General features: G+C 59.9%; 26 protein-coding genes. 10 read left to right on the top strand and 16 right to left on the bottom strand.

Annotated features, from left to right (window positions below; translation table 11 throughout):
- Window positions 1-4: 4 nt before the first annotated feature.
- From selD to HDE75_RS10220, 3 genes are all read right to left on the bottom strand, one after another.
- Window positions 5-1,069, bottom strand: a complete 1,065-nt coding sequence (gene selD, locus HDE75_RS10230) for a selenide, water dikinase SelD (RefSeq protein ID WP_183677940.1) — start codon at window positions 1,067-1,069, stop codon at window positions 5-7.
- A gap of 36 nt (window positions 1,070-1,105) precedes the next feature.
- Complete coding sequence (gene mnmH / locus HDE75_RS10225) at window positions 1,106-2,188, bottom strand: tRNA 2-selenouridine(34) synthase MnmH (RefSeq protein ID WP_183677941.1); 1,083 nt, start codon at window positions 2,186-2,188, stop codon at window positions 1,106-1,108.
- Window positions 2,189-2,254: 66 nt separating this feature from the next.
- Complete coding sequence (locus HDE75_RS10220) at window positions 2,255-3,385, bottom strand: FAD-dependent oxidoreductase (protein WP_183677942.1); 1,131 nt, start codon at window positions 3,383-3,385, stop codon at window positions 2,255-2,257.
- A 92-nt stretch (window positions 3,386-3,477) separates the two neighbouring features.
- Here HDE75_RS10220 and HDE75_RS10215 point away from each other — a divergent pair, with 92 nt between their 5' ends.
- Together HDE75_RS10215 and HDE75_RS10210 are read left to right on the top strand one after the other, a co-directional pair.
- The gene (locus HDE75_RS10215) at window positions 3,478-4,176 is read left to right on the top strand and encodes a TetR/AcrR family transcriptional regulator (RefSeq protein ID WP_183677943.1); all 699 of its coding nucleotides are present in this window, start codon (window positions 3,478-3,480) and stop codon (window positions 4,174-4,176) included.
- Window positions 4,173-4,535, top strand: a complete 363-nt coding sequence (locus HDE75_RS10210; RefSeq protein ID WP_183677944.1) for a hypothetical protein — start codon at window positions 4,173-4,175, stop codon at window positions 4,533-4,535. The genes HDE75_RS10215 and HDE75_RS10210 overlap by 4 nt, the downstream gene beginning before the upstream one ends.
- Here HDE75_RS10210 and HDE75_RS10205 read toward each other — a convergent pair.
- Together HDE75_RS10205 and HDE75_RS10200 are read right to left on the bottom strand one after the other, a co-directional pair.
- Window positions 4,532-5,227, bottom strand: a complete 696-nt coding sequence (locus HDE75_RS10205; protein ID WP_183677945.1) for an LrgB family protein — start codon at window positions 5,225-5,227, stop codon at window positions 4,532-4,534. The genes HDE75_RS10210 and HDE75_RS10205 overlap by 4 nt on opposite strands.
- On the bottom strand, window positions 5,224-5,622 hold the full coding sequence (locus HDE75_RS10200; RefSeq protein ID WP_183677946.1) for a CidA/LrgA family protein: 399 nt from the start codon (window positions 5,620-5,622) through the stop codon (window positions 5,224-5,226). Before HDE75_RS10200 ends, HDE75_RS10205 begins: the two co-directional genes overlap by 4 nt.
- A gap of 159 nt (window positions 5,623-5,781) precedes the next feature.
- On the opposite strand from HDE75_RS10200, the gene HDE75_RS10195 reads away from it, so the two are divergent.
- Together HDE75_RS10195 and HDE75_RS10190 are read left to right on the top strand one after the other, a co-directional pair.
- Window positions 5,782-6,690: a LysR family transcriptional regulator gene (locus HDE75_RS10195; protein ID WP_183677947.1), complete on the top strand. Its 909-nt coding sequence runs from the start codon at window positions 5,782-5,784 to the stop codon at window positions 6,688-6,690.
- 27 nt (window positions 6,691-6,717) lie between these two features.
- Window positions 6,718-7,536, top strand: a complete 819-nt coding sequence (locus HDE75_RS10190) for a glutaminyl-peptide cyclotransferase (protein ID WP_183677948.1) — start codon at window positions 6,718-6,720, stop codon at window positions 7,534-7,536.
- Between the two features lie 40 nt (window positions 7,537-7,576).
- On the opposite strand, the gene HDE75_RS10185 is transcribed toward HDE75_RS10190, so the two are convergent.
- Window positions 7,577-7,822: a hypothetical protein gene (locus tag HDE75_RS10185; RefSeq protein ID WP_183677949.1), complete on the bottom strand. Its 246-nt coding sequence runs from the start codon at window positions 7,820-7,822 to the stop codon at window positions 7,577-7,579.
- 369 nt (window positions 7,823-8,191) lie between these two features.
- On the opposite strand from HDE75_RS10185, the gene HDE75_RS10180 reads away from it, so the two are divergent.
- The 3 genes from HDE75_RS10180 to HDE75_RS10170 are packed head-to-tail and all read left to right on the top strand — an operon-like array spanning window position 8,192 to window position 12,014.
- Complete coding sequence (locus tag HDE75_RS10180; protein ID WP_183677950.1) at window positions 8,192-10,204, top strand: ferritin-like domain-containing protein; 2,013 nt, start codon at window positions 8,192-8,194, stop codon at window positions 10,202-10,204.
- Window positions 10,204-11,133, top strand: coding sequence for an MNIO family bufferin maturase (bufB, locus tag HDE75_RS10175; protein ID WP_183677951.1), 930 nt, complete (start codon window positions 10,204-10,206; stop codon window positions 11,131-11,133). The genes HDE75_RS10180 and bufB overlap by 1 nt, the downstream gene beginning before the upstream one ends.
- Window positions 11,130-12,014: an HvfC/BufC N-terminal domain-containing protein gene (locus HDE75_RS10170; protein ID WP_183677952.1), complete on the top strand. Its 885-nt coding sequence runs from the start codon at window positions 11,130-11,132 to the stop codon at window positions 12,012-12,014. Before bufB ends, HDE75_RS10170 begins: the two co-directional genes overlap by 4 nt.
- Before the next feature lie 22 nt (window positions 12,015-12,036).
- On the opposite strand, the gene HDE75_RS10165 is transcribed toward HDE75_RS10170, so the two are convergent.
- Window positions 12,037-12,285, bottom strand: coding sequence for a DUF3297 family protein (locus HDE75_RS10165; RefSeq protein ID WP_183677953.1), 249 nt, complete (start codon window positions 12,283-12,285; stop codon window positions 12,037-12,039).
- A gap of 255 nt (window positions 12,286-12,540) precedes the next feature.
- Here HDE75_RS10165 and HDE75_RS10160 point away from each other — a divergent pair, with 255 nt between their 5' ends.
- Entirely contained in the window at window positions 12,541-12,891 is a 351-nt protein-coding gene (locus HDE75_RS10160) for a CzcE family metal-binding protein (RefSeq protein ID WP_183677954.1), read from the top strand.
- A gap of 80 nt (window positions 12,892-12,971) precedes the next feature.
- Here the strand turns inward: HDE75_RS10160 and HDE75_RS10155 are convergent, their stop codons facing one another.
- From HDE75_RS10155 to msrB, 8 genes are all read right to left on the bottom strand, one after another.
- A complete protein-coding gene (locus tag HDE75_RS10155) occupies window positions 12,972-13,340 on the bottom strand; it encodes a hypothetical protein (RefSeq protein ID WP_183677955.1) in 369 nt (122 codons plus the stop codon).
- 151 nt (window positions 13,341-13,491) lie between these two features.
- Window positions 13,492-13,899, bottom strand: a complete 408-nt coding sequence (locus HDE75_RS10150) for a GFA family protein (protein WP_221291841.1) — start codon at window positions 13,897-13,899, stop codon at window positions 13,492-13,494.
- A gap of 122 nt (window positions 13,900-14,021) precedes the next feature.
- Window positions 14,022-17,150 (bottom strand): di-heme oxidoredictase family protein, encoded by a 3,129-nt coding sequence (locus tag HDE75_RS10145; protein ID WP_409254910.1) that lies wholly within the window; start codon window positions 17,148-17,150, stop codon window positions 14,022-14,024.
- Between the two features lie 481 nt (window positions 17,151-17,631).
- Complete coding sequence (locus HDE75_RS10140) at window positions 17,632-18,405, bottom strand: ferredoxin--NADP reductase (RefSeq protein ID WP_183677958.1); 774 nt, start codon at window positions 18,403-18,405, stop codon at window positions 17,632-17,634.
- Window positions 18,406-18,587: 182 nt separating this feature from the next.
- Window positions 18,588-19,160 carry a DJ-1/PfpI family protein gene (locus HDE75_RS10135; RefSeq protein ID WP_183677959.1) on the bottom strand — a complete coding sequence of 191 codons (573 nt, stop codon included), beginning with the start codon at window positions 19,158-19,160 and terminating at the stop codon, window positions 18,588-18,590.
- Between the two features lie 115 nt (window positions 19,161-19,275).
- The gene (msrA, locus tag HDE75_RS10130; RefSeq protein ID WP_183677960.1) at window positions 19,276-19,998 is read right to left on the bottom strand and encodes a peptide-methionine (S)-S-oxide reductase MsrA; all 723 of its coding nucleotides are present in this window, start codon (window positions 19,996-19,998) and stop codon (window positions 19,276-19,278) included.
- Between the two features lie 28 nt (window positions 19,999-20,026).
- Window positions 20,027-21,802 carry a cytochrome c biogenesis protein DipZ gene (locus HDE75_RS10125; protein WP_183677961.1) on the bottom strand — a complete coding sequence of 592 codons (1,776 nt, stop codon included), beginning with the start codon at window positions 21,800-21,802 and terminating at the stop codon, window positions 20,027-20,029.
- A gap of 40 nt (window positions 21,803-21,842) precedes the next feature.
- Entirely contained in the window at window positions 21,843-22,355 is a 513-nt protein-coding gene (gene msrB / locus HDE75_RS10120; RefSeq protein WP_183677962.1) for a peptide-methionine (R)-S-oxide reductase MsrB, read from the bottom strand.
- A 178-nt stretch (window positions 22,356-22,533) separates the two neighbouring features.
- Between msrB and HDE75_RS10115 the strand changes: the two genes are divergently transcribed.
- Together HDE75_RS10115 and HDE75_RS10110 are read left to right on the top strand one after the other, a co-directional pair.
- Complete coding sequence (locus HDE75_RS10115; RefSeq protein WP_183677963.1) at window positions 22,534-23,253, top strand: response regulator transcription factor; 720 nt, start codon at window positions 22,534-22,536, stop codon at window positions 23,251-23,253.
- Complete coding sequence (locus tag HDE75_RS10110; protein ID WP_183677964.1) at window positions 23,250-24,737, top strand: sensor histidine kinase; 1,488 nt, start codon at window positions 23,250-23,252, stop codon at window positions 24,735-24,737. The genes HDE75_RS10115 and HDE75_RS10110 overlap by 4 nt, the downstream gene beginning before the upstream one ends.
- A 432-nt stretch (window positions 24,738-25,169) precedes the next feature.
- On the opposite strand, the gene HDE75_RS10105 is transcribed toward HDE75_RS10110, so the two are convergent.
- Window positions 25,170-26,609 (bottom strand): ATP-binding protein (locus tag HDE75_RS10105; RefSeq protein ID WP_183677965.1); only part of this gene is annotated, 1,440 nt, incomplete at its 5' end.

Raw genomic sequence — 26,609 nt, 5'->3', positions numbered from 1 at the left:
CTGATTAAAATACGGAAACCCCGGTACTGCCTTCAGCCATCTCGCCGATCACGGTTGCCTCGGCAAACCCTTCATCGCGGAAGATCGCCAGCACTTGCTCGACAGCCTCCGGCGCGCATGCCACCAGCAGCGGGCCTGCCGTTTGCGGATCGGTCAATATTGCCTTGTCGATGGCGCTCAGGCTGTCGGCCAGCTGCACTTGCGCGCCGTAGCCTTGCCAGTTGCGGTTCGATGCGCCCGTGATATTGCCGTTGTCGGCCAGTTGCCGCACTTGCGGCAGCAGCGGCACTTCCGCCAGCTGGATCTGCGCCTGCAATTGGGCGCCGCGCGCCAGTTCCAGGGTATGGCCCAGCAAACCAAAGCCCGTCACGTCGGTCAGCGCATGCACGCCGTCGAGCAGGGCCAGTTTCTTGCCCGGGGTATTCAATTTGGTGGTGTTGTCGATCAGCGAGGTGTAGCCATCTGTATCGAGTGCATTTTTTTTCAGCGCGGCCGACAGGATGCCCACGCCGATAGGTTTGCCCAGCACCAGCTTGTCGCCAGCGCGCGCGCCCGCATTGCGTTTGACTTGCGACGGATGCACCAGGCCCAGTACGACCAGGCCATAGATAGGTTCGACGGAATCGATGGTGTGGCCGCCCGCAATCGGGATGCCGGCCTGGGCACAGACGGTTTCGCCGCCTTTCAAAATCAAGCCGATGGTTTCCACCGGCAGCTTGTTGATCGGCATGCCGACCAGGGCCAGCGCCATGATGGGCGTGCCGCCCATGGCATACACATCGGAAATGGCATTGGTGGCGGCGATGCGGCCAAAGTCGAATGGATCGTCGACGATGGGCATGAAGAAATCGGTGGTGGCGATCAGCGCCTGTTCATCGTTAAGCTGGTAGACGGCGGCGTCGTCCGAGGTTTCTATGCCGACCAGCAATTCTTTCGGCAAGGGAAAGCCGCCGCTGCCTTTTAATATGTCGGCAAGTACGCCGGGCGCGATCTTGCAGCCGCAGCCGCCACCGTGGGCGAACTCGGTCAGGCGGATAGGGGTGTTTTGGGTTGCTGCGCTATCTGACATAAGGGTTCCTGCGGATAAGATGTACGGGGAGCAAATTCAAAGCGGGTTTTTATTGCCGACGATAGCACATAATGCCCTCGCGGCTTGTTCAAAAGCTTGCCCTGAAATATCGTTCAAGACCAGCGGCGCGGCCTGTTCGTAGCGGCTGAAATTGCGCTTGATCGATTGTTGGTAGGCCGGATCGTAATGCTGGAGCAGTAATTCTTCCACCAGCTCGGCCATGCGGCCAGCCAGCGCCAGTTGCTGCCAGTGATGGATCTTTTCACGGCCGTGCAGCTGCGTCAAATGGCTCAATTGCAGGTTCAGTTGCTCTGGATCAGACACGAAATGGCCGTAATCGTCGATCAGCAACTGCACGCGGTGGCGGGTATCGAGTTGCACGGCAGTACAGTCGGCGGCGCGCATTTTTTCCATCAGCGCGTCGGGCACGCGCAGCCGGCCCACTTTCTTGCTTTCCGACTCCACGAACACGGGCAGTGCCGGGTCGAAATGGCGCAATTGCTGCCACAAGCCGCTTTCAAACGCTTTTTGCGATGGCTGGTCCGCCTCGGGCAAGCCGCCCAGCACCGAGCCGCGGTGGGCCGCCAGGTGTTCCAGGTCGATCACTTGCGCGCCTTGCCGGTCCAGCACTTGCAGCAAACGGCTCTTGCCGCTGCCGGTAGGGCCGCACAGCACGTTGATGAAGTCAAACTTCGCGGGCAGTTCGGCCAGCTCGGCATTCACGTGGCGCCGGTATTGCTTGTAGCCGCCATCGAGTTGCGTCACAGGCCAGCCTATGCGCGCCAGAATATGCACCATGGCGCCGCTGCGGTTGCCGCCGCGCCAGCAATACACGAGCGGCTTCCAGTTCTGTGCATGGCCCAGGAAATGCTCTTCGATATGACGCGCGATATTGGCGGCGATCAAGGCCGCCCCCAGCTTCTTTGCTTCGAAAGCGCTGGTCTGCTTGTACAGGGTGCCCACGCGCACGCGTTCCTCGTCATTGAGCACGGGCAAGTTGATGGCGCCCGGCAAATGGTCTTCGGCAAATTCGGAAGGGCTGCGCACATCGATGATGGCATCGAAGGCGTTCAGGCTCGGCAGGATCTCGCCAAACGGCAAGATGGCTGGATATTTCATTGTGGCAAAGTTGACAGGGCGTGGACGCTTATTATCCCCGATAAACGTTGCCGGCGTCAGTGCGTGTCACTTTGCTTCCTGAAAACCCCTGAAGAAGCGCACCAGGCTATGCGGCGCCTCATCACCAAAGCAGATCTTGAAGAGCTTTTCCGCATCTTGCGCCTCTGTTGCACTGCGCACGAACAAGGCTGTTTCATAGGCCAGCAGCGCCGCTTCCACGTCGCCTGGGTGGGCGGCAATCGCTTGCGCCAGCTCGGCGCCGTCGTACATGGCCAGGTTGGCGCCTTCGCCGGATGGCACCATCAAATGGGCTGCGTCCCCCAGCAAGGTCACACCCGGTACGCGTGGCCATTGGTGGGCCAGGGGCAGGGCATGCAGGGCGCGCAGCACGGGCGTGGTTTCGCCATCGGTGATCAGGGCGGTCAGCGCTGGCGCCCAGCCGGCAAACTCTGCCGCCACGCGGGCCAGGGCGGCCGCATCGCTGAAGTCGATGCTGGCAAACCACTCTTGCGGCTTACTCAAGGCCACGTAGGTATGCAGCAGACCATCGGGTTCGCGGTGGGCCAGTATGCCTTTGCCAGGCGTCAAGGAAAACAGCGAGCCGCCGCCCACGGCGACCGCGCTAGCCGGGTGGCGTTTATCGCTGTCGAACAGATAGGTTTCAACGAAGGAGGTGCCTGTGTACACCGGTTTTGCCTCGGAAACCAGTGGACGGACTTTGGACCAGGCGCCGTCTGCGCCGACCAGCAGGCTGGTGGTGGCCATGGTGTTATCGGCAAAGGTCAAGCTGTGCCGGCCGTCGCCCAGTGCGTGAACGGACGTCAGTTTGTGGCCCCAGCGCACCGTGCCGGCAGGCAAGGACTCGAGCAGGATGCGGCGCAGCTCGCCCCGCTGCACCTCAGGCCGGCCACCGCTGCCGTCGTCCGGCTGTTCGAACAAGACTACACCCTGGCTGTCCAGCATGCGGGTGGCTTGTCCGCCCGGGTGGATCAGGGTCTGGAAAGCATCGAACAAACCGGCCGCCTTGAGCGCCAGTTGCCCGTTGTATTCGTGTATATCGAGCATGCCGCCCTGGCTGCGCGCTTGCGCCGAGGCTTCCGCTTCGTAGACCGTGGCGGCGATGCCGTGCACGTGCAGCACGCGGGCCAGTATCAAGCCGCCCAGGCCCGCGCCGATGATAGCGATAGGTGTATGCATGGTGTTTCCTTTAAGGAAAGTCGTAAAAACGTTAATGGAACAATGTTCCATTCGGATTTTGCACCTGGCCATCATCTGTGTCAAGATAAGTGATGACTGAAAATGTAACGAAGAATTCAAGGCGCGCCTCAAGAGGTGAAGCAGCCTTATCGCGCGATACCATCATCGACGCGGCGATCGCCTTGCTCGATAGCAGCGGCGAGAATGGCCTGACCTTCCGCGCGCTGGCAACGAAGCTGGCCACGGGCGCAGGGGCGATTTACTGGCATGTGGCGGACAAGGATGCCTTGTTTACGGCGGCGTCCGACGTGATCATGGCCCGGGCTATCGGCGTTTCCTTGCCGGCTGCTACGCCTCGGCAAAACATCCAGACCCTGGCGCTGGCCGTGTTCGATGCCATGGACCAGCACCCCTGGCTGGGCTCGGCCTTGTCACAGGCTCCAGGCCAGCTGCCCACCGTGCGACTCCTCGAGCGGCTGGGTCAGCAAGTGGCCGCGCTGGGCGTACCGGCTAGCCGGCAATGGGTTGCGGCCTGTACCTTGTTGAATTATCTGCTGGGCGTCGGCGGCCAGAACGCGGCCAATGCATCGATCGCCCGGGTCCAGGATCTGGAACGAACACATTTCCTGGAAACCCTGTCGGCTGCCTGGTCGCAGCTCGATGCGCAAGAGTATCCGTTTACCCGCAGCGTGGCTGCGAAATTACGCGAGCATGACGACCGGGCGGACTTTCTGGCAGGGATCGATTTGATCGTGCAAGGCATGCTTCACAACACGGGAACCAGGCAATGACAGTATTTGACAACGACACCGCGTATCGGCTCGCTGGCGAGCTGTTGAAGGCCATCCAGAGCGGCGATGCAGCTGCTTTAGCGCACTTTGGCATCAACCGGGCCATTGCTGAAGAGATTAGCGAGGAGCTGGTTTCGTCGGGCGACAACCTTGAACAATTGACGCTGCCGCCGTATGCGCTGGCGTTCCAGGCAGACAGGACGGGCAGGGTGCCGTTTGACAGCGAAGAGATGCAAGACGAGCCGCAGTCCAAGCGACTGTGGTGTCAATTATGGTCGGCAGGGGCAGCGACGGACCTCACCCTGGTTGCCGACTATGCTCAAAACTCGCTGGTTTTCAGGCTGCTGGAGACAGATTAGCCCAGCAGCCGTCCCAGCAATGGCCCCAGCAGCGGCGACAGCAGTACCGTGACGATGCCGGAAAAAATCATCGTCAGGCTGGCCACGGCGCCTTCTTCGCCCCCCACCTTGCGCGCCACGGACAGGCCGAAGGCATGCGCAGCCGCTCCGTATGGCGCACCACGGGCGATACGCATGCGCAAGGGCAGCAGTTGCAGCAGCGGCCTGCCCAGCAACAAGCCGAACAGCCCGGTGATGATCACGAACACGCCCGTTAGCTGGCTTGAGCCGCCCATATGGCGTGACGCTTCCAGTGCGAATGGCGTCGACACGGAGCGGGCCAGCAGGCTGCGCGCCATGCTGCCGTGCAAGCCCAGCACATGGTCCAGCAGCACGGTGGCAAGCAGCGAGGCGGCGATACCCGCCAGGCTGCCCAGCGACAAGGCCAGCCAGTGCTTGCGGATCAGCTTGCGTTCCTGGTACAGCGGCAGGGCAAACGCCACCGTAGCCGGGCCCAGCAGCCAAGACAGCCACTGCGTTTCGCCAAAATAGGTGGCAAACGGGGTTGATGTCAGAGCCAGGGTGGCGATCAGGATGGCCGAAGTGCAAATGGCCGGCGTCAGCAAAAAGTGTGGGTGACGGCGGTGCAAGGCCTGGTTGGCGTAAAACAGGACCAGGGTCAGCAGCAAAAATATCAGCGGCAGCAAGCTCATGCGGCTCTCCGCGCAGCGCGCTGGCGGCGCAGCATGGCCAGGCGCCGCTGCCGTTCATAACGGCACACATGCTCCACAGTCCAGGCCGTGGCCAGCAGAACGCAGATAAAACCGAGGCCGATATCGAGCAGCAGGCTCAAGCCCTGGTCCTTCAGTAACTGGGTGAATTGCACCACCGATACCACCAGCGGGATAAAAAACAGCAGCATGTTTGCCAGCAGCCAGTTGGCTCCCCGTTCCACGCTGGCCGGGCGCATCTTGCCCGACAGTAGCAAGGCCACCAGCACGAACAGGCCGACCACGCCGCCGGACAGCGGCAAATGCACAGCGTTGACGGCGCGGTCAGCCAGCCACCAGATCACGATCAGCAGCCCCACTTGCCATAAGGTTTGCATGGGCGTCCATAGATGAAAAGACAGGGTGGAATACGGCGCAGGACGGGCGGGGGCTTTCAAGACACACTTTCAGGAAGAGGGAGATGTCATTGTAGGGGCCACTCATCGAAAGATAAAATGACTTAAAATCATGGATATCATTCGATATTGGAATGCATCATGGATATACGCTCCTTGCGCTACTTCGTTGAAGTGGTCGAACAAGCCAGTTTTACGCGCGCCGCCGCCAGGCTGCATGTGACGCAGCCGACGGTCAGCAAGATGATTGCGCAGCTGGAACAGTCGCTGGGCCTTGATTTGCTGGATCGCCAGGGCAAGCGTTTTACCTTGACGGATGCGGGCAGGGTGGTGCTGTCGCGTGCGCATGCCTTGCTGGCCCTGCATGCGGAACTGGGCGTGGAATTGCGCGATCTGCAACAGATGGAACGGGGCGAACTATGCATCGGTGTATCGCCGCAGACCCATTCGGTGATGGCGCCCTGGCTGGCCGAATACCACCGGCGTTATCCGCGCATAGCACTGAAAATGTATGAAAGTGGCTCGCAGGCGATCGAGCGTGAATTACGCAAGGGTAATATTGAACTGGGTACCATGCTCGACTATTCGGGCAATGCCGGCATCTGGCAAGATTTCGAAGCGCTGCCGCTGGTGCGCTCGCCCTTGTGCCTGCTGGCACCGCTGGAATCGCCATGGCGCGGCCGGCAGACCGTTGCCATGGCCGAGCTGTCTGACAGCCCCTTTGTATTTTATGGCGATTCCTACGCCCTTAACGATGTGGTGATGGCGGCCTGCCAGCAAGCGGGCTTTACGCCGCGCATCGCCGGCCGCAGCGGCCAGTGGGATTTTATTGCTTCGCTGGTACGCTTGGGCGTGGGTGTGTGTCTGTTGCCGAAAACGTTTTGCGACACCCTCGACGCATCCCAGTTCGCTATCGTCCCCGTGACGGAACCGGTGCTGGAATGGAATTTGATGCTGGCCTGGCGCCGTGGCAGCCGGCTGTCCTTTGCGGCCCGCGCCTGGGTCGAATTACTGCGTTCGCACATGGCGCGCGCCGCCCGCTTACAATAGGTGCTTCTCCACTTTTTGCCACCACAAATGTACATCACCGGGAAAGCCAATTGGAAGCGCCACGCGGGATCTTTGCTGCTGGGCTTGTTATGCACCGTGGGCCTGATGAGCGAGATGGGCTATGCCCAGGCCGCTATCCCCGTGTATGGTTACTTTGTCAAGAATACCTATCCGCACGATCCGCAGGCATTTACGCAGGGCTTGATTTTCAAGGATGGCCATTTGTATGAAAGCACGGGCCAGAACGGGCAATCGTCCTTGCGCAAGGTGGAACTGAGCACCGGCAAGGTGTTGCAGCGAACCATGATGGACAAGGATGTATTCGGCGAAGGCATCACCGATGTGGGCGATGAGATCGTTGGCCTGACCTGGACTTCGCAAGTCGGTTATGTGTTCGACCAGAAAACCTTTAAGCTCAAGCGCAAGTTCAGCTACACGGGCGAAGGCTGGGGCCTGGCCAGCGACCGAAAGTATGTCTACATGAGCGACGGCAGCGCCTTCATCCGCGTGCTGGACCCGAAAACCCTGGCCGAAGTACGCCGCGTCGAAGTCAAGGCCGAGGGCAAGCCGATCACGCGCCTGAATGAGCTGGAAATGGTCGACGGCCAGCTGTTCGCCAACGTCTGGGGCGCCGACGTGATCGCCCGCATCGATCCGGCCAGCGGCAAGGTGGTGGGATGGATCGACCTGACCGGCTTGCTGCCAACGGATCAGCGGGGCACCGACAATCCAGATGCTGTGCTCAACGGCATCGCCTGGGATGCGCACGGCAAGCGCCTGTTTGTCACCGGCAAGCTGTGGCCCAAGCTGTTCGAGATCGAACTGATCCGCATCGAAGGGCGCTGATAGCCGATCAGGCAGCAGCCATGGCGCCTGCTGCCTGGACTTAAGCGGTGCTGGAAAACAGATAACCCTGTCCCTGGAACTGCGGCTCGACGATGGTTTGCAAGCCATCGGCAGTGACCGTTGCACCTGGACTGGGCGTGGCGGTGTAGACACTACGGTCCGCGTCCCAATCCATCGTGATGTTCCAGAGTGGCTGCAGCTGCCGGATGTCATCGAGTGCCACTTGTGCAGCCATACGGCCAGGGCCTGCGCCTGGGCGGTTGTGGTACACCGTGCAAGTTGCCATACTATCTCTCCTGAGGATATAGGGAAGTCACGTTCTCAAGCATACTTGCCTGTGATGATTCAGGCCATCTGGACATTTTCCAGCGAGAACCTGATGGTGTCTGAATGTTTGTATCGGTAGGTGCGCACTGCGCGCGCGGATCGACCTTACACATTTGCAGGACAAAAAATCTATCCAATTGTCATTAAAAGGTGCCGTATGGATAGAGATTTTAAAAGCCCACCAGCGAAATAATCAATAAAAACAATAACAAAAAAATAAAATGGCAAAAATGGAATAAGCATATTTGTTTGGCGTATGATCTCCCAGCCGCACACTTTGCCAGCCAGAAATTGACGTCCGAAACGCATCTTTCCTGTGGAGACAAGAATGAAAATGCCCGTTTTAGGAAGTACGCAGCCAGCTATCACCAACCGTCCGCTGGACTGCCTCGCCACCGATACTGCCGCCCTGCGGGCCATCGCCCAGGCCGCCGTCAGCGTGGAACTGTTCACCATCCCGCTGTATATGTGCACCATGTATTCGATACAGGGCACGCACCAGATCAATTCCAAGGGCATCAACTATTACGATGGGCGCCAGTGGCCTGGCATGAGCACCACGGCCAAGCCTGACTCGCCCGAGCAGCACGCTTTCAATATCATTTTCAGCGTGTTTATCCAGGAAATGCTGCATCTGCAGATGGCCGCCAACCTGAGCACGGCCATCGGCGCCGCGCCATGCTTTACGGGGACCGAGCTGCAAAACCAGCAGCATGGCTGGACTTGCTACGGCAAGGACCTCACCATCATTCCCCATATCGTCGACCTGAAAGACACCGCTGGCTACCAGCATGTGCGGGTCAACCTGGAAGAGCTGAACGACAACCAGTGCGACCTGTTCCTGGCCATCGAGCAGCCGGAGCAGCAGGCGCGCGAACAGCTGCAAGCCTATGACAGCATCGACCATACCAAGTATTTCCCCGAGGTGCCGCTGCCAGGCTGGACGCCGGGCAAGTCGGTACACGACTTGCCCCTGTTCGGCACCATCGGTTATATGTATGAATGCTATGCCCGCTACATCAGCATCGAGTATACGGATGGCCAGACCCTGTGGCAAAAGCTGTTCGTCAATGGCTCGGTACAGCAGGATATGTTCAACAGCAAGGTGAGCGGCCATGAAAAGGCCGAATTTCCCCGCTTCGATACCTGTTTCGGTCCGCAAGACCAGGATGGCGGCCAGGTCGGCTCCTTCAACAAGGCGATCGACATGATGGCGGCCATTACCGACCAGGGCGAGGGCAGCGATACCGCCATTCAACGCTATCGCCGCAGCGTCATGCTTGCTGCCGTCAAGCCCGATTACCGCGAAGACCTGGCCGCGCTGGAAGCCGATTACCCGTCGTATACGAATGATGGCAAGGGCGCCCCCTCGCGCGATGCCGCCGCCCGTCACGACAGCGCCGAATACGATCACTATGAACGCTTTGGCCAGGTGAAGGACAAGCTGCCCATCAAGACCTGGGCTTCATGGCATGCGCAGGGAAATCGCTGGGACGAAGCCATGCTGACCAATGCACGCTACAACCCGGCCACGGCTCCGGCCAACATTCCCAAGCCGTCCGACGTGGCCGGCGCCTTGAACCGCCTGAAGGACAAGTCCGGTACGCAAGCCATGCTGAGCACGGTAGCCACCGGTGCCATCTATGGCATCACGTCCGTACTCGACACTTATTGGCTCAAGCAGGATACGGTTTTTCCTTATCCATCGATGGTGGGCGCGGGCGACCGCATGGCCATCTGCTGGGCTGTATTGGGCCAGGCACCGACCCTGGCGACGGGCGTGCCGCTGCCGGAAAAAGACGTGCTCTACCACGCCTGCCAGGGCATGCAGCTGGAAGGCGATGCTGCCTCGTCGTGCGCGGCGCTGGCCGTCTACCATACCTGCCGCGGTTCCAACGGTTGCCGGGCCCAGGGTGGCTGCGGCTTTGCCCAGCTCGATACTGGCGGTGGCCAGTGCGGCGGCTCTTCCTGTGGCCATTCCGCCAAGGTCAGCAAGGTGGCGGGCAATCTGTGCGGCGCGCCCAAACCTACGCCTGGAAGCCAGGTTTACAGTGCTCCCAGCGATAATAAATGCGCCAGTTTCGGCGGCTGCGCGGTGCCGATTTCTGCGTCGCAACTGTTTCCCAATGCACAGCCAGAGACCATGACCTTGTATAACTTCGGCCCTGCACCGGAACACAAGTCACTACCCTTGAAGGACACGCTCAGTTTCAAGCTCGGTGAAAACGTGCATGACAAGGCCTGGGAAGCGTATGCCAAGGTGATGGCGGCGCGCGGCAAGACACCAGGGGACAAGCCGGCGCCAACCGACCTGCGCCTGGCCTTGCCACCTTCGACTTGATGGACGGCGGCCAGCAAGTGCTGCAGCCCCGCCTGGGCCTGCCCAATCTGGGCCTGGGTCTGGGGCTGCGTCATCCCCATTATGGACACATCCTGCAGCATGGACCGCAAGTCGGCTGGTTCGAGATCATCAGCGAGAACTTCATCGACAACCACGGTTATGCGCGCCATGTGCTGGAACAAGTGGCGGCGCAGGTGCCCATCGTCATGCACGGCGTGTCGCTGTCAATCGGCAGCAGCGATGCGCTGGACTTGCAGTACCTGCGCCAGCTGCGCCAGCTGGCGGAAGACTTCAAGCCGGCCTGGATTTCCGACCATCTGTGCTGGACCGGTGTGGCCACGCTCAACAGCCACGATTTGCTGCCGCTACCGCTCGACGAAGCGAGCTTGCGCCATGTGGCGGCGCGCGTGCGGCAGGTGCAGGAATTCCTGGGGCGCCCGCTGATCCTGGAGAACCCCAGCACCTACGTGGAATTTAGCCGTTCCAGCATGCCAGAATGGGAATTTATGGGCCGCCTGTGCGAGGCTACCGGCTGCGGGCTCTTGCTCGACGTAAACAATGTACATGTCTCGGCGTTTAACCATGGTTATGATGCAGCCCATTACATCCGCCAGTTGCCGGCCTCCCACATCGTGCAAATCCACCTGGCCGGCCCCAGCGATTGCGGTACTTGTCTGATCGATACGCATGATGCGCCCGTGCCGGCAGCCGTCTGGCGCTTGTATGCGCTGGCGCAGCAACTGACGGGCGGTGTTTCTGCTTGCCTGGAGTGGGACGCCAATATCCCCGACTATCCCGAATTGCTGGCGGAATTGCACAAGGCGCATGCCGCCATGCTTGGCGACGTGCGCGATAGCCCGGTCATCTGCGCCAGCGCTTCCATTTCGACGCCGCTGGCTTTCCACCTTGATGCACAGGCCATGCCATGAATGCCGACCAGGTGGAACTGCAACAATTGCAAGCCTGGTTTTTGACGGCCATGATGACGCCGGGCGGGGCGGCCCGCGGCGCAGAGCTGGCCCGGCAACATCATGGTCTTGCGCAGGCACAAGTGCTGCGGCCTGCGCCGGACGGCAGCGACCGCCTGTTCATCTATGCCGACGGTTATGTGATGCGCCTGCTCGACTGCCTGCAAGCCGATTATCCCGTGCTGCGCAAGACGATGGGGGAAGAGCTGTTTGACTTTTTCGCCCGTGCCTACATCTGGCGCCATCCCTCGCGTTCGCCTACCTTGTATGACTTGGGCGCTGGCTTTGCCGATTTCCTGCTTGATAGCCAGGCCGCTGCCGGGGCCGAAGCGTCAGCCTTGCTGTGCTTTCCCATTGAGCTGGCGCGGCTGGAGCGGGCGCGTAGCGAGGCGGGCAGGGCGCCCGGGCTGGAAAAGCACGCGCGCCCGGTCATGCGCCACGGTTTCGATAGCCTGGCCGGCGATATGCCCATGATTTGCCTGGCGCCATGCACGCGCCTGCTGGCCCTGTCATTTCCCTTGCGCGCTTTCTGGCAGCAGGCGCAGGCTTCAGGAGCAGAGGAAATGCCGGACCAGCCCGGGGCGGCAGCCAGCCATGTCGCGATAAGCCGCCTGCATTATCGGCTGGCCATGCATGACTTGCAGCCGTGGCAATTTTATTTCCTGCAGGCCGCCGGGCGAGCCGCATCCGTCATGCTGTGCGCGCAGCAGGCCAGCCGCGATAGTCGCATGCCGGTGGCCGAGGTACTGGCCGAGACCATGCTGTGGCTGCCGCTGGCCCTGGACGCCGGCCTGATCCATACTCTGGATATGGAAAAGGCTGATCAAGATCAGCCTTTTTGAATTGCAATGCGCACAAAAAATCTTAGCGGTAGAACGCTTCGACCTTGCCTTTCAGTTTGATTTGCAAAGGACGGCCGCGGCGGTCCAGCGACTTGGCGGAAGCGACCTTGATCCAGCGTTCGCTGATGCAATACTCTTCCACGTCAAGGCGTTCCTTGTCGTTGAACTTGATGCCGACGTCGTGCTCGAATACGGCGGCGACGTGGAAAGGGCTGCTAGGATCGATCGACAGGCGATCGGGCAATGGGGGTAAGGTGGTGGTATCGTTCATGGGCTGAATTATCGCCCAGAATGCTGATCCAGACAACGGGGACATGCTTAGGGAACATGCTTAGGGGGCGTGCTTGCTGGCCAGTGACGATGCTTGCTGTGTGGCAATTTTGTCACATCGGCCGCCTGCCTGGCGCCTTACCTTCCCCAGCTTTAATAAAAATTTCATGAAAGCTTAATAAATGTACCGGTGCCAATGGCCATACTGCAGACCATCGATACCGATACAAATCGCTCTCATTGAAAGAAACTCATCATGTTCACATTGAAAAAACTCGCCGCCTCGGCGGCCATTGCCGCCCTGTCTGCAAGCATGCTGGCACCTGCTGCCCAAGCGCAGGCGCCTACCGGCGGCAGCGCCGATTACGGCATCCAAGTAGCGTCAGATATGCCGGCCCGTGTCGTCACCATCGATGCAAAGACCAGGTCAGTCAACGTCGAAGATGGCGAAACCATCAAATTTAATGTCAACGGCAAAAGCTTCGTGTGGCATTTCGACACCTATCCTGACACCTTCAGCATCAAACTGTCGCGCATCGCGCCAGCCGGCATCGATAGCAAGGACGTTACCGTGTATATCGATGGCAATCCGCTCTACCTTGGATAAGCGCAGCGGGCAAAACTGACAGTTGCCGACGGTAGATCCGGCAACTGTCCGGCGAAGCCTAACGTCGAGATGACGGTCAATTACGACTTGTCGTCATTCTTGTGGCTTTGACGGCCTGCTTCCGCATGCTGTTCGGGCGTGCCGCCGCGCGTGCCTGAACTAGAACCTGCGCCCGAACCTGAGCTGGAGCCGGAACTGCCACCCGAACCCGACTGCTGGCTAGCGCCTTTCTGGCCCGATTGCTGTGAAGCCGAGCCTTTGTCCATATCGTTCTTGTGGCTTTGACGGCCAGCTTCGACGTGCTGCTCATGTGTTCCACCCTGGGTGCCCGATTGTTGGCCACCTGATTGCTGGCTGCCCGACTGTTTGCCCGATTGTTGATTCTGCTGGTCTTGCGTAGTCGATGATTTTCCTGTGTTGCTGGTTTTATCGTTGCTATTGGTTGCCATGATGATGTCCTCTTTGAGTGGATGAATGATCTTGCCTGGACCATTCTCCCTGCCTGACCCAGCGTGCGCCATAGGGACACCGCCTGCCGGTATGTAGGAGAACTCTTTAAGAGGTAGCAACCATTTCCCGATCGCATGGCTCAGCGCAGACTTACAAGTGGCGTGTTTCCTGTGGCGGCGTGTCCCAGGCGTCGTGCCAGCCATCGACAAAGGTGATGGGCGCGCTGGCCAGTTCCGCTACCGCGGCATCGTCGAGGCAGCTCACGCTGATGCCGTAAAAGGGGCCGACGCGGGGCGAGTCGCCCTGGCCAAAGGGCCGTACGCCGCAATGACGGCAAAAATAATGGCTTTCCTTGCCTGCGCCGAAGCGGTAAATGCCCAGGTCTTGCTCGCCGGCCAGCAGGTGGAAGGCGTCAGGAGGCACCAGGCTGGCCCAGCAGCGAACTTTCAGGCAATAGGAACAATTACAGCGCAGGGTAGGGGCGGCCAGGTCGATCTCGGCCGCAAAGCGCACGGCGCCGCAGTGGCAACTGCCATGGTAGGTCTTCTTCACTGCCATCCTCGTTCAGCGTGGGCGATGCCTGACTGTACTTGAATGCAGCGCTGAAATGCAAGACGCCGCAGACCTTGCGGCTTGCGGCGTCTTGTCGGTCACCTGGCGGTGACGATCTTACATTGCGGTTACAGCGACTTCAGGAAAGCCAGCAGCGAATCGCGGTCTGTCTTCGACAGGTTGGCGAAACGTTGGCGGGCTGCCGTGCCTTCGCCACCGTGCCACATGATGGCCTCGGTGAGGTTGCGGGCGCGGCCGTCATGCAGGTAGCCGGCCTTGCCGCTGGTACCCATGACTTTATCCGTGTAGCCGATGCCCCACAGTGGAGCGGTACGCCACATGCTGCCCGCTGCCTGGCCTTCGGTGAACTTGTCGGCCAGCTCAGGACCCATATCATGCAGCAACAAGTCGCTGTATGGACGGATGGTCTGGTTGCGCAGCTCTGCAAACAGGTGGCCGTTGCCGGTTTTCATCTCTACCGTATGGCAAGCAGCACAACGCATGCCCTGGAACAGCTTGGAACCAGCAGCAACTTTCACAGGATCAACGTCGAGCTCTTCGATCGGCGCCACGCCTTTCGGGAAGCCGCTCGGCAGGCTGCGCTGTGCAGGTACGGCCACCAGTGCCAGGTAGTTGGAGATCTTTTGCAGATCCGCTTCCGACACGCCAGGCTGCGAACCGCCCGCCGCGCAAGCGACAGGGCCGTTCATGCAGGCACGGTTAGGGTAGACCGGCGAGGTCACTGCCATGTCCAGCATCAGCGCTTCGGCTGCCTGATGGCGCAGGGTGGACTTGCCGGCTTTCCAGCCGAAACGGCCCAGGCGGACGGCGCCCGACTCAGGATCGAACACATAGTTAGCCTGGCCCTTGACGCCATCGGCGTCTGGCGTGGTGCGTGCACGGGCGATGATGTCCGCTTCCGGCACGGCTTCCAGCAGACCGGTACCGATCATTGGCTGGGCCGAACGCAGAGAATAGATCTCGGGGACCGGGCCTTCGAAGGCCAGTACAGGCTTGCGCAGTTCGACCTTGGTGCCGTCAGCCAGGCTGACGTTACGCGTATCGAAGCTGCCGACGCTGACGGTGGTGCCCCAGTTCTGCGGTGCGCCGGTCGACGACACGGCATTCATCTGGATCGCGGTACCGTATTGCGGATGCGGCACTTGCTTGCCATCCGGACCGGTCACAGCGACGCGCACGCCCATGGTGTCGAGGCGCTGGTTGATCGAGTTTGGCGACGGGCTGCGGCCATTGTCGACGTGGCAGGCGATACAGACCGATTGCGTGAAGCGCGGGCCTTGCTTGCCGACAGCAGGCTGGTAGCGGTCGTTGCCATTCTCGTTATGGTCACCGGTGGTGAAGTTGGTGTGTACCAGGCGGCGGCCTTCAACAAAGCGCTGCATGTTTTGCATGCCGATATTGTTGTGCGGCTGCTGGAACATGAACAGGGCATTGTCCGAGTAGTTATACGACACCGAACCCAGGCCGCCCGACAAGGTTTCGTCTGGCAATGGTACCGAGTTCAGGCGCGGCTGCACGCCATACCACGGACGCAGGCCGGCGCCGACCACATAGCTCCACTCGTAGGAGTAGTAGCGGATGCCGCCGTTGTCGCCGATCGCGCCCATCGACTGGGTGGTGGTAAACATCGATGGCGACACTTCGATAATGTCGCCGGCAACCAGGTTGCGCGCCTTGATGTCCTGGCCATTCGGGAAGCCATTCGCATCGAGGCCGCCGTGGCCTGGATATTCCTTGACCAGCAAGGTACAAGCGCCATTGATGCCGTTAGGTGAGCTCAGCTTGTTGTTGGCAGGGTAGGCAACAGGTTTGCAGACCGGCACGTTGCGGTCCACCAGTTCGCCTGGCGACATCCAGCCGTAGCCGGTCACGCCTGGACGGTCGAAGCCGCGGAAGAAGGCGATGCCGCCGTTCAGGAAGTCGACGGTGGTGTACTGGTTGACGATCAGGGTCGGCTTGGTCACGCCGGCAACGCGGCTGTTGTCGATGATCTCGACGCCCCAGGTACGGTTCTGGAAGTATTGCGGTACGAACGTCAGGTAATTGCCTGGGCCTTTATCGACCGGCAAGCCGGTGACCGGGTCCACCGTTTCATTCGGGCCATAGCCGATTTCGTTCCACTCTTCACCGCGCTCGCGGCCGTGGCGAGCCAGGCCGCGCGCGCCGAAGCGGGTGACCAGGGTGCCGTCGGGCAAGGTGAACTGCAAGGTTTCCAGCGGTTCGGCCACGGCAGGCAGCGGCTGCAAAGCGGTGCCATTGAGCGGGTATTTCAGTGCGGAAGTGGTGTTGGCAGGCAAGCTGTTATCGCTGCCTGGCGATTTGAAGCCCACTTCCAGCAAGGAATAGCCGTATTGCGAAGAGCGTGCCACGCCTTGCAGGCGGATGTAGCGCGAGTTGATGCCCAGGTTATAGAATTCCTCGGTTCCGCCCTGGCCATTGGCTACATAGCGCACTTGCGTCCAGGTCTGGCCGTCATCGGACACTTGCAGCGCATATTGCTTGCCGTAGGCGGCTTGCCACTGCAGCTTCATGTAGCCGACCTGGGTCTTGGCGCCAAAGTCGAACTGGATCCAGGCGCCGTCTTCGAACGCGCTGCCCCAGCGGGTGTCAAGCTTGCCATCGAGGGTCATGGCGGCCGACAGGCCCGGATTTTCCAGGCGCGACGAGGTAGCCGCTACCGGTTTGATGGCCACGCCAGGCTGGCCTGGATCGAAGACGACAGGTGGCTGCGGCTCGGTGGTCGGCGGCTGCGCATCTGGCGTGCCAGTGAAAGCCTGGATTTCCAGGATGGAATAGCCGTAGCGGCCCGAGCGTTGCACGCCCTGCATGCGCAGGTAGCGGCCCTGGCCCGAAAAGCCGGAAATATCCTCGATACCGCCCTGGCTATCGTTGACTTCCTTGACGGTGGTCCAAGTTTTATTGTCGTCCGACACTTGCAGCAGGTACTGGCTGGCGTGAGCGTCTTCCCACTCGATATGCACGCGCGTAATCGTTTGCGTGGTGCCAAAATCGAGCGTCAGGTATTCATTGTCGGTAAACGCGCTACCCCAGCGGGTCTTCAGGTCATGGTCGATGGCCGCCGCCGCATTCAGGTCGCCCCGTTCGGAGGAACTGGCTGTCGCGCCGACTGGCGTCAGTGCCGTTTCGACTGATGATACGGATGAACCGAGCAGACGCTGCGATTGCGGGCTGCTGGAATCGCTTCCACCGCCGCACGCAGCTAACAATAGTGCCAATGCGATAGGCACTCCCCGTGTTGAAAGATGGCGCAGAGCCGGCTTGCTGCTGCTCCGCCCGTGTACCGCGTTATTGTTCATTATTTTTCCTTTTTTATCACTGCGTCAAACACATACGCCACCTTCTCCGACCCGTGCGGATATTGCCGTACCACCGCTATGTCGCCCCGTTTGATCCGGTGCTGGGACGGTTTTTATTGATAGGGATGGGGTGTGCGTGAATTTATTTCATACGGCAACTATTGCCGTACGGAAATAGTGCGCCTAAGTTATCGCAGGCAGAAAGGCATGTCAAGCGTACATCGCATTGCTTGATTGAAAACTACAAAAGATTAATGCGTATTGACAAAAAGGATGCTGCAGGAGGCAGGATGGGAGGGTAAAACGCAGGCCGTTAACGCCTGAGGCCCGGCCTTGCCGCTGTATGCGGCAAGGCCGGGCCTCAGAACAACGTGGAAAAATTACTTCAACGTGAAAAAAATTACTTCTCGGCGAAGGCGCGCTCGACCACGAAGTCGCCTGGCGTGGAAGTATTGCCTTCCTTGAAGCCGCGTTCTTCCAGCATTTCTTTCAGGTCGCGCAGCATGTCGGAGCTGCCGCAGATCATCACGCGGTCAACGGCTGGGTCCAGCGCAGGCACGCCCAGGTCTTCGAACAGCTTGCCGTTTTCGATCAGCTCGGTGATGCGGCCCGTGTTGCGGAAGTCTTCGCGCGTCACGGTCGGGTAGTAGCGCAGCTTGTCGGTGACCATTTCGCCGAGGAATTCATGGTTAGGCAAGTGATCGACCAGCAGGTCGTGGTAAGCCAGTTCGTCGACCTGGCGTACGCCATGGACCAGGATCAGCTGGTCGAAGCGTTCGTAGATGTCCGGATCGCGCACGATGCTAAGGAAAGGGGCCAGGCCGGTGCCGGTCGACAGCATGTACAGGCGCTTGCCTGGCAGCAGGTAATCGGAGACCAGGGTGCCGGTCGGTTTGCGGCCGACGATGACGGTGTCGCCCACTTGCAAATGCTGCAGGCGCGAGGTCAGCGGGCCGCCTGGCACTTTGATGCTGAAAAATTCCAGATGTTCTTCGTAATTGGCGCTGGCGATGCTGTAGGCGCGCAGCAGCGGCTTGCCGTCCACGCGCAAGCCGATCATCGTGAAATGGCCATTCGAGAAACGCAGCGACGTATCGCGCGTAGTGGTAAAGGAGAACAGGGTATCCGTCCAGTGGTGCACGCTTAATACGCGCTCTTCATTCATCGAACTCATAATGTGTGTTTACTAGTCAAAAAGATGGTTATGTGCTGGCAAGTGCTGGCAAAAGTGAAACCCTGTGTCGGCCCAGCTGCTATTGTACGCAGCTCTGCATGAAATTGTTACCGTCTATCGCCACCATTGCTGCCGCACACGATACTGACATTATAGTGCCGATGACAAGATGCGGCGCAATTTCACCAGATTTGCCCGTGTTCGGCCGCATGCAGGGAACAATAACTTAACAGATTGTCATCGCAGAAAGCCAGGGTGTGCAAAATTTCACGCATGAAGCTGACCGGAGCCGATCCTGGCGCCGTTATTACCCGGCCATCGGCGACGGCGTACGGCACATCCTGGTAATGGGCGGCGCCCGCATAGCCTGTCTGCACAAGGTTGGCGGCCGAGTTCGACGTGTGGCGTACCTGGTCGAGCAGGCCCGCCTGCGCCAGCACACGCGTGCCGTCGCAAATGCCGGCTACTACGATGCCGCGCGCATGGGCGGCGGCCAGCAGGGCGGTGAGGTCGGGCGCCTGCGGCGCTTGCCAGATGCTGCCGCCGCAGACGATCAAGGCGTCGAGCCCATCGAGTGCGATATCTTCCAGCGCCAGTTGCGGCGTGACCAGCATGCCGCCCGATGACGCCACCTGCATGCCGCCCGGCGTGGCAAAGCTGGTGTAGAAACCGTAGTACTGGCGGGCGGTGGAATTGAGCAGGGCGGTTTCCCAGTCGGAAAAATTATCGCTCAGGATGGTGATGGCGCGTGGCATGGCTGTCCTTTCTAGGCAAAGGCGCGCGCACCGGAGAGACTCTGGTGCGCGCGCGGAAAGGCAGCACTTTAGCTGCCGCCACTGTCAGTTTCTGTCAGTGGCAGGCAAGATTGCTTTATTGCATGGCGACCTTCACCAGTACCGGATCGTTACGATAGACAGTCGGCATGAAACGCTTCAGGTTCGCCACTTTCGGCAAATCGTTGACGGCGATATAGCCATTGTCCGGATACATGGCCAGGAAGTTCTGGTGGTAAGCCTCGGCCATATAAAAACGCTTGCCATCTTCGATCTTCGTCACGATGGGCGCCTTGAAGGCGTGCGAAGCGTCGAGCTGGGCGATGTAAGCTTCGGCCACCTTGCGCTGGGCCGGCGTGGCAGGGAAGATCGCCGAGCGGTATTGCGTGCCGCTGTCCGGGCCCTGGCGGTTCAGCATGGTCGGGTTGTGGGCGACCGAAAAGAATACTTGCAGCAGCTTGCCATAGCTCACTTGCGATGGATCAAACGTCACTTGCACCGATTCCGCGTGGCCCGTATTGCCATAGCCGACTTCTTCATAGTGCGCGCTGCCCGCCGCGCCGCCCGTGTAGCCGGAGACCGCATTTTTCACGCCCTTCACGTGCTGGAACACGCCTTGCACGCCCCAGAAGCAGCCGCCGGCAAACACCGCCGTCTCTTCATGGCCAGTGACTGGTTCATCGACGGTCGGCGCGGCGATCACGACGGCGTCTTCGGCCGACAGGGCTGGCAGTTGCGGCAGCAGCAAGACAGCTGCCAGGGCGGCGCCACCAGCCAGTTTCAACAGCGTTGGCGCACGGAATTTGGATTGCTTGTTCATGAGCTACTCCTTTAAAAATGTTGAAAAATCAGCCAAAGGTGAAGGCATAGGCCTGCACACCGGGGTCGAGGAATTCGATGCTGAAGGTGTGGTCCATCACCGGACCATCCAGGCGCAGCAACTGGTACAGGCGCTGGCCGGTGACCGTGCCGCTGCCATCGGCATCGATGTCGCTGCCGTGATTGGTTTTTGGCGCCACGCCGTCCAGCGTCACCTTGAAGCGCACCGGTTTGCCATCCTTGCCCGGGCCCAGCACCAGATGCACGTCACGCGCATGGAAGCGGTAGACGATGCGGCCAGGCGCTTGCGTCAGGGCGACGTTTTCGCCGCTGGCGTGCCAACTGCCTTCCAGCGCCCACTGGTTCAGGACCAGTTGCGCTGGCGCCGTGTAGCGCTGCGTGCGGTCTTTCTTTTCGCCGCCTGGCGAAGCGAAATTGCTGGCGCGGTCGGTGCCCAGATAGGTTTCAGGCGAACCCACATCGGCGCCATTGCTGGCTTGCTCGACACCGGTGGCGTCCGGCATGCCGCTGACGACGCCGCCTGCCACGTTCTTGTTGCCCGCTTCGGCCAGCAGTTGCTGGATGATTTTTTCCGACTCTGCATACTCGCCTTCACCGAAATGGTGGCCACGGATCTGGCCCTTGGCGTCGATGAAGTAGTGGGCAGGCCAGTATTCGTTGCTGAAGGCGCGCCAGATGCTGTAATCGTTGTCGATCGCGACCGGGTAATTAATACCGAGGTCCTTGACAGCCTTGCGTACATTGCCGATATCGCGTTCAAAAGCGAATTCCGGTGCATGCACGCCGATCACTACCAGGCCCTGGTCGTGATATTTCGCGGCCCAGGCCTTGACGTACGGCAGGCTGCGCAGGCAATTGATGCAGGAATAGGTCCAGAAATCGACCAGTACGACCTTGCCTTTCAGGCTGGCGGCCGTCAGCGGTGGCGAATTGAGCCATTGCACGGCGCCATCGAGCGGCGGCAGCGGGCCTTCGGACGGCAGGGCAGTCGTATGCGAGGCGGCGGCCATCATGGCGTTCGAGGCGGCCATCGCTGGTGCAGCGGCTGGCTTGGGCTTGAATTTATCGAGCAGCGATTGTTCCAGCGAAGTGGTGCTGTTGTTCGAGACCTTGGTCAGCAAGCCCGTGTCCAGGCCCAGGGCGATGGCGGCCACGCCAGCCAGCATGGCCAGGCCCAGGCCGCGGCGTATCCACTCGCCGGCGCCCAGCGAGCGCTTCATGGCCGTAAATACCTTGCCGCCGATCAGCAGGGCCACGGCCAGCGAAGTGGCGGCGCCGGCTGCATAAGCGAGCAGCAGGAAAGTAGTGCCCACGCTGGCGCCATTCAAGGCAGCGCCCGTCAATACCAGGCCCAGGATGGGGCCGGCGCAGGGCGCCCACAGCAAGCCGGTGGCAATCCCCAGCAAGAAAGATGCGCTGATGCTGCCTTGCTTGCCGTCAGCGGTGGGTTGCTGCGCCGCGTTCGACAAACGACTGCCCAGCGCCACCAGCGGCGCGGTCAGTTTTTCCGCCAGGCGCGGCAGCAGCAGGGTCACGCCGAAGAACGCCATCAGCGCCATGGCCAGCCAGCGGCCATATTGATTCGCCTGCACTACCCAGCCGCCGCCGACCGCAGCTAAAGTCGCCACGGCGGCAAAGGTCAAAGCCATGCCGGCCAGCAGCGGCAAGCCGCTGCGGCGGAACGGTTCACTGCTGCGCGCAAACACGAAGGGCAGGACAGGCAGGATGCAGGGGCTGACGATGGTCAGGGCGCCGCCCAGGTAGGAAAGGAGCAGTAATAACATGGTGTCTTCTTTTTATAGGTGGATAAAGTGATAGCAATACTCAGGCCGCGCCGGGACTGAAGTTCATCGCCACGCCATTCATGCAGTAGCGCAAGCCGGTGGGCGCCGGGCCGTCGTCGAATACATGGCCCAGGTGGCCGCCGCAGCGACGGCACAGCACTTCCGTGCGTTCCATGCCCAGCGTGCTGTCGGTCTTGTCATTGACGGCGCGGGCCAGCGGCTTCCAGAAGCTGGGCCAGCCCGTGTGGCTATCGAACTTGGTGCTCGACGAAAACAGCGGGAGCTGGCAGCCGGCGCAGCTGAACGTGCCGCGCCGGTGTTCGGAATTCAAGGGGCTGCTGTACGGGCGTTCAGTACCGGCCCGGCGCAGCACGTCGAACTGTTGATCTGTGAGCAATTTTTTCCATTCGGCGTCAGAGTGCATGACTTCATATACGGTGCTGGCTGCGGCGACTGGGGTAGCGCCGGTGGCGTTGCACCAGCTAAGCGAGCCGGCGATCAGGGCAGCGCTACTGGCGGCGCTGGTGAGCAAGAATGTGCGGCGCGATAACATAGGACCTCCTGGCGTGGTTACTTGAACTTGAGTTACTTGAAGAATCGTTGATTCGATGTAGCCATTGTGTTCCTGCCCTGGTGACGAAGTCCTCACGTAAAGTTAAATGATTTGTGATACTTTCAAAGGGCATCCTCAGGCACAATGCGGCCATACTGACTATGAAAGGCCCGGACAATTGGACAAGAACAAGCGCATCCTGATCGTTGAAGACGACCAGCCCATCGCCGACCTGCTGCGTTTGCACCTGCGCGATGAAGGTTACGAGGTATGCCATTGCGCCGATGGCGACCTGGGTTTGCAGCAGCTGCGCCAGGGCGGCTGGGATGCGCTGATCCTCGACCTGATGCTGCCCGGCGTCGATGGCCTGGAGATTTGCCGCCAGGCGCGCGCCATGCCCACCTACACCCCCATCATCATCACCAGCGCGCGCGCCAGCGAGGTGCACCGCATCCTGGGCCTGGAACTGGGCGCCGACGACTACCTGGCCAAGCCGTTTTCGGTGCTGGAACTGGTGGCCCGCGTGAAAGCCTTGCTGCGCCGCACCGACGCCATGCTGAAGCAGCGCAAGGGCGAAGAGGGCAGCCTGTCCTTGCACGGCGTGGCGCTGGACCCGATCACGCGCATCGCCAGCGCCGATGGCAAGCGGCTGGACCTGACGCCGCGAGAATTCGACCTGCTGTATTTCTTTGTGAAACAGCCCGGCAAGGTGTTTTCGCGGCTGGACCTGCTCAACCAGGTCTGGGGCTACCAGCACGATGGTTATGAACATACAGTCAACACGCATATCAACCGCCTGCGCGCCAAGATCGAGCTGGACCCGGCCGACCCGCAGCGCATCCTGACCGTCTGGGGCCGTGGCTACCGTTTCGCTGCCGCCGACGAGGGTGCGGCGTGAAATTGAACCTCACCCTGACCCAGCGGCTGTCGCTGGTGTTTGCCATCTTGCTGCTGGCCTGCTGCGGCGCCTCGGCCTGGCTGCAGATCCGTTCGAACAGCATGCATGAAAAGGAAGTGGTGCAGGGCTTGTCGCGCGGGGTGGCGGAAAGCATCGCGCACGACACGCCGGTGATGGGCGAACATGGCTTGATGCCCGAAGCCGTGCGGCGCATGTTCGACCAGTTGATGACGGTCAACCCCAGCGTCGAAGTCTATCTGCTGGACCCGCATGGCGTGATCATCGGCCATGCGGCGCCGGCCGGCCACCTGCTGCGCCCGGTGGTGAACCTGGTGCCCATCCACCGCTTCCTGCTAGGCGGCATGCTGCCGATTTTAGGCGACGACCCGCGCAGCGTGGACGGCAAAAAAGTCTTCAGCGTGGCCGCCTTGCGTTCAGGCGCGCATCAGGATGGCCCCGTTTCCGGTTATATCTACGTGGTGCTGCAGGGCGAAGAGCATGACCGCCTGGCCGCGCGCGTGGCGGCCAGCTCCGTGCTGCGCAACACTCTGTGGTCGATGGCCCTGGTCGGTTTGCTGGTATTGGTGGCGGGCTTGGTGGCCTTGCGCCTGATCACGCGGCCGCTGCACCGGCTGACGGAAACCATGCGCGGTTTCGACACCCATGCTGAACCGGTGGAGCTGCCTTTGCCGGCAACGCCAGCCAGTGCCGGCCAGCGCGATGAAATTGCCGTGCTGGAAACGGCGTTCGGGCAAATGGCCGGCAGGATAGGCGAGCAATGGCGCACCCTGTCGCGGCAAGACCAGGAACGGCGCGAGCTGGTGGCCAATATTTCCCACGATTTGCGCACGCCCTTGGGTTCCCTACATGGCTACCTGGAAACCCTGCTGCTGAAAGACGCCACGCTCGAAGCGGCCGAGCGCCGCCGCTACCTGGGTATTGCGCTGGCGCAAAGCAGCAAGGTGGGCAAGCTGGCGCAGTCCCTATTCGAGCTGGCGCGGCTGGAACACGGCTCGGTCGAACCGGTAGCCGAAGATTTCCTGCTCAGCGACCTGATACAGGACGTGTTCCAGAAATGCGAGTTGAAGGCGCAGGCAGGCAATGTCAGCCTGGCCGCCGACATGCCGCGCGACGCCAACCTGGTGCACGCCGACCTGGGCCTGATCGAGCGCGTGCTGACCAACCTGCTCGATAACGCCATCCGCCATACGCCAGCCGGCGGCAAAGTGACGGTGGCGCTGCGCAGGGAAGGACCGCAAGTGCAGGTGACGGTGAGCGACACAGGCCCCGGCATCCCGCCCCAGTTGCTGGAAAAACTGTTCCGCCGCCCCTTCAGCCCCGGCACCGACGGCCGCAACGGCGGCCTGGGCCTGCTGATCGTGCAGCGCATCCTGCAACTGCACGGCAGCGCTATCGAATTGCGCAGCGAGCCGGGCAAGGGTGCTGTGTTTTGTTTTGCGCTGAGGGCGGCAGGGCGGGCTTGAATAGGCAGGGAAGTGCGTGTGCAACCATGCGTACAGACGGCGAGTTATTCCTTCTAACGTATTGCTGTCTTCGATGCGTTATTTAAATTGTTGGGTGCCGATATGCTTTGTGATTTTTATGTTTTCCCTAGTCCGAAATCTTCGCGCGGATTACACCCATTACTTGCTGGTAGTGACGTGACTGAGACGGGCCTAGTTTGATACCGCTGGCCCACAGATCATCGATAAACGATTCAGTATCAGCGTGCTTACGCTCGATACGCACTGAAGAGCAGCGATCCTGGCATGGATATCATCTGCCTTCCCGATCTTGATGTAATCTCCGCCGTGGAACACCAAATGTACAGGTTACTCATGTGCATTGCGTCATGTCCCTTCTAGAGGTCAGGTGAAACGCTGGCCGGATACTGCCAGCGCGAAGCCAACTCGTATTCAAAAGAGATCATCAATGTTGTTCGACCAGATTTCGGCGAGGTCCACGTCCTCACTGTCTGGCTGCTTATGCCTTTCCAGAAGGTCTACCTGAAGAGTCATTGGCAAGTCAAATGAAGAGCCGGTCACGATGCAGCAGCCCTTTGATAAATTTGGGATCTGCGCCTTCGATATCTGGTCCAGCGTACTGATCGCGTTTTCGATCAAATACAGGTCTCGTTCATTCACCAAGCGATGAATAAAAAAATTGTGAAGTTGCGAGACAATTGTCGGCGAAATGTCTGCTGGGCGCTGGCTTGACAATGTTAAGAACATGCCAAATTTGCGACCTTCCTTGATGATCTCCTCGAACAGCTCAAGGCGGTAGTCCCGCCATACCTCATGCTCCCTTGCCGATTGTTCCGACAATATATTATGGGCTTCATCAATTATCAGGTGCATCGTTCTGTCCGGCGGGGATGCGACACTGTTGCGGTGGCTGTTGTAATAGTGCTTCGCAACTAGTAAGGGAAGAACTTTCTTCGTATCTTGGTTACAGTTCCGAAGCGAAATCACAGTCAAGATACGATCTTCGGGATTGGCCCCCGAAATTTCGACGACGCGTCGCAGGTTCGTGAATGCAGACTCAGCGCGTTTGAGTAGCGGCTGGATGTGCTCGAACTGAACAAATCCGCTGAGAACGTCCAGTGTGAGCTGCAGGTGTGCCCGCAAGATGAATTCATCAAAAGCGTTGAAGTCAGCTAGGTCTACATCATTTACCAATGCTTGAAGCAACCCGGCGTAAACAATTCCATCAGAATCGAAAAAACGAGGCCCCGCCACAAAAAACTTCCCCTGCTGGCTGTGCCATTTGATCGTTGCCATGAATTCTTGTAGGTCATATGCTTTTGTCATCTTGCAGACGACACGCAGAAGATCCAAGCATTCCGTTTTTGGTCCCGCTGAAGTGAAAACCGACTTGCAAGTATATGAAAAAAAGCGTGCTAAGCTATTTTCTTGTTCGCGGTACTTAGCCCTGGCCATCACGACACGATTAATGAACGGCCGCTGCGTGTTCGTGGTTGCTTGAAACAATATTGAAAGCGTCTCGGTATGCCAGAACTCGTCATCATTGATAGTGATCTTGTCCCCGCCTTCGGCGTTGGTCCGAAGTCGGATTACATGCTTTTGTTCAGCACCGATTAACTGGTTATTCGTGTACTCCCCGTTGAAGTCGAGCAGTACGAACTTGCTCTTGCCAGCAAAATCCTGTGCTTTGGTTTCAAACAAGGCGGTGTAAAGCTTGGTTAGAGTATTTGACTTGCCACTGCCAGTATTACCAAAAATTCCGATATGCGTGTTAAATTGTAGTGGTTTAATGTACCCGGACACTGATTTAGGCGAGAATGCTCGCCATGGAGAGGTGTTTGATGAGCAAGCAAAGACGTACGTTTTCCCCTG

The sequence above is a fragment of the Janthinobacterium silvisoli genome, assembly GCF_014200725.1.
Classification (GTDB): Bacteria; Pseudomonadota; Gammaproteobacteria; order Burkholderiales; family Burkholderiaceae_D; genus Janthinobacterium.
The sequence above is the reverse complement of the archived record's forward strand: the minus strand, read 5'-3'. Positions and strand labels throughout refer to the sequence as shown.

Bases quoted from the DNA above. Each gene is read 5' to 3' on its own strand.
- HDE75_RS10190 (WP_183677948.1), top strand. From the start codon at position 6,718: ATGTACATCACCGGGAAAGCCAATTGGAAGCGCCACGCGGGATCTTTG.
- msrB (WP_183677962.1), bottom strand. From the start codon at position 22,355: ATGTTATCGCGCCGCACATTCTTGCTCACCAGCGCCGCCAGTAGCGCT.
- HDE75_RS10200 (WP_183677946.1), bottom strand. From the start codon at position 5,622: ATGCAAACCTTATGGCAAGTGGGGCTGCTGATCGTGATCTGGTGGCTG.
- HDE75_RS10165 (WP_183677953.1), bottom strand. From the start codon at position 12,285: ATGAACGATACCACCACCTTACCCCCATTGCCCGATCGCCTGTCGATC.
- HDE75_RS10140 (WP_183677958.1), bottom strand. From the start codon at position 18,405: ATGAGTTCGATGAATGAAGAGCGCGTATTAAGCGTGCACCACTGGACG.
- HDE75_RS10150 (WP_221291841.1), bottom strand. From the start codon at position 13,899: ATGGCAGTGAAGAAGACCTACCATGGCAGTTGCCACTGCGGCGCCGTG.
- msrA (WP_183677960.1), bottom strand. From the start codon at position 19,998: ATGAACAAGCAATCCAAATTCCGTGCGCCAACGCTGTTGAAACTGGCT.
- HDE75_RS10160 (WP_183677954.1), top strand. From the start codon at position 12,541: ATGTTCACATTGAAAAAACTCGCCGCCTCGGCGGCCATTGCCGCCCTG.
- bufB (WP_183677951.1), top strand. From the start codon at position 10,204: ATGGACGGCGGCCAGCAAGTGCTGCAGCCCCGCCTGGGCCTGCCCAAT.
- HDE75_RS10170 (WP_183677952.1), top strand. From the start codon at position 11,130: ATGAATGCCGACCAGGTGGAACTGCAACAATTGCAAGCCTGGTTTTTG.
- HDE75_RS10185 (WP_183677949.1), bottom strand. From the start codon at position 7,822: ATGGCAACTTGCACGGTGTACCACAACCGCCCAGGCGCAGGCCCTGGC.
- HDE75_RS10155 (WP_183677955.1), bottom strand. From the start codon at position 13,340: ATGGCAACCAATAGCAACGATAAAACCAGCAACACAGGAAAATCATCG.
- HDE75_RS10215 (WP_183677943.1), top strand. From the start codon at position 3,478: ATGACTGAAAATGTAACGAAGAATTCAAGGCGCGCCTCAAGAGGTGAA.
- HDE75_RS10205 (WP_183677945.1), bottom strand. From the start codon at position 5,227: ATGAGCTTGCTGCCGCTGATATTTTTGCTGCTGACCCTGGTCCTGTTT.
- HDE75_RS10220 (WP_183677942.1), bottom strand. From the start codon at position 3,385: ATGCATACACCTATCGCTATCATCGGCGCGGGCCTGGGCGGCTTGATA.
- HDE75_RS10125 (WP_183677961.1), bottom strand. From the start codon at position 21,802: ATGTTATTACTGCTCCTTTCCTACCTGGGCGGCGCCCTGACCATCGTC.
- HDE75_RS10135 (WP_183677959.1), bottom strand. From the start codon at position 19,160: ATGCCACGCGCCATCACCATCCTGAGCGATAATTTTTCCGACTGGGAA.
- mnmH (WP_183677941.1), bottom strand. From the start codon at position 2,188: ATGAAATATCCAGCCATCTTGCCGTTTGGCGAGATCCTGCCGAGCCTG.
- HDE75_RS10180 (WP_183677950.1), top strand. From the start codon at position 8,192: ATGAAAATGCCCGTTTTAGGAAGTACGCAGCCAGCTATCACCAACCGT.
- HDE75_RS10195 (WP_183677947.1), top strand. From the start codon at position 5,782: ATGGATATACGCTCCTTGCGCTACTTCGTTGAAGTGGTCGAACAAGCC.
- HDE75_RS10210 (WP_183677944.1), top strand. From the start codon at position 4,173: ATGACAGTATTTGACAACGACACCGCGTATCGGCTCGCTGGCGAGCTG.
- selD (WP_183677940.1), bottom strand. From the start codon at position 1,069: ATGTCAGATAGCGCAGCAACCCAAAACACCCCTATCCGCCTGACCGAG.